Origin of the sequence: Thermomonospora catenispora, from assembly GCF_006363815.1 — a bacterium.
In the GTDB taxonomy this organism is placed as follows: domain Bacteria; phylum Actinomycetota; class Actinomycetes; order Streptosporangiales; family Streptosporangiaceae; genus Thermomonospora; species Thermomonospora catenispora.
Genome location: NZ_RRYT01000090.1, coordinates 1 through 875, shown reverse-complemented (window position 1 = coordinate 875; position 875 = coordinate 1). Strand labels below are relative to the sequence as shown.

The 875-nt window shown below is 69.0% G+C and carries 1 protein-coding gene; it reads right to left on the bottom strand.

Going from position 1 to position 875, the window contains the following annotated elements:
* Window positions 1-184: 184 nt before the first annotated feature.
* Window positions 185-610, bottom strand: a complete 426-nt coding sequence (locus tag EIO00_RS23965) for a hypothetical protein (RefSeq protein ID WP_140182710.1) — start codon at window positions 608-610, stop codon at window positions 185-187.
* Window positions 611-875 lie beyond the last annotated feature (265 nt).

The window sequence follows — 875 nt, the reverse complement described above, 5'->3', positions numbered from 1 at the left end:
CCCATAGCTCCACCGGATCGAGGGCCGGTGCGTTCGCCGCGAACGCATCGGCCCTCGGCGTTTCCGGGAAGCCGACCGCGCATCCGCCTGCGGGCCGCTGGCCCGAACCGGTCCGCAGACCCTCGCCCCGCCCCGGCCGCGAGCGCTCACCCTCGGCCCCCGCGGATCGCCTGCGGAGAGGCGATCAAAAGTCCAGCCAGGGGAGGCAGGAGAGGGTGAAGAGCCGGTTGGACTCGGTGGTCGCCTCGACGACGTCGTGCCAGTTGCCGCCGTGCTTGGCGTGCATCCACTCGACGGTGGGCCCCAGCGGATCGCCGTAGCGGGCCTTGTTGCGCTCCTCGAGCCGGCGCACGTCCTCGGACCTCATCTTGGTGCGGACCAGGGCCTTGGCCTGGTTGCGGCGGGGCACCATGATGCGGGCGATCTCCTGTTCGGAACGACCCGCCACCCGCATCTTGTAGATCTCGACCCGCATGGCCTCCAGACGGTCGAGATACTGCTGACGCACCTGGCAGTTGTGCACCCAGTCGTCGAGCGGGCCGTAACCGGTCCACAAGGACAGAGCGAACGAGCCGGGCAGCAGCAGAGCAGCGATGAGCAGCCGCCGCATGCGCGATACCTCCGAAGGCCGACAGATCGACGCCGTCCACGCAAGACGATGCCGTAGCGGGTCAAGGCTGATCAATCATGACGCGGGCGGTGATCCCCGCGGCCGGCCTCCCGCCCGGATGCGGTGCAGGCCACAGGCGTCCGCTCGCAGCGTTGTACGGATCAGGTCCTCGAGTGCACTAAGCTCTTCCCAGACCGATCGGCGGATCCCCGCGATTCCCGAGCAGGCATGGGGCTATGGCGCAGTTGGTAGCGCGCCTCCATGG

Coding starts and splice junctions, on each gene's coding strand:
- EIO00_RS23965 (WP_140182710.1), bottom strand. CDS start 610: ATGCGGCGGCTGCTCATCGCTGCTCTGCTGCTGCCCGGCTCGTTCGCT.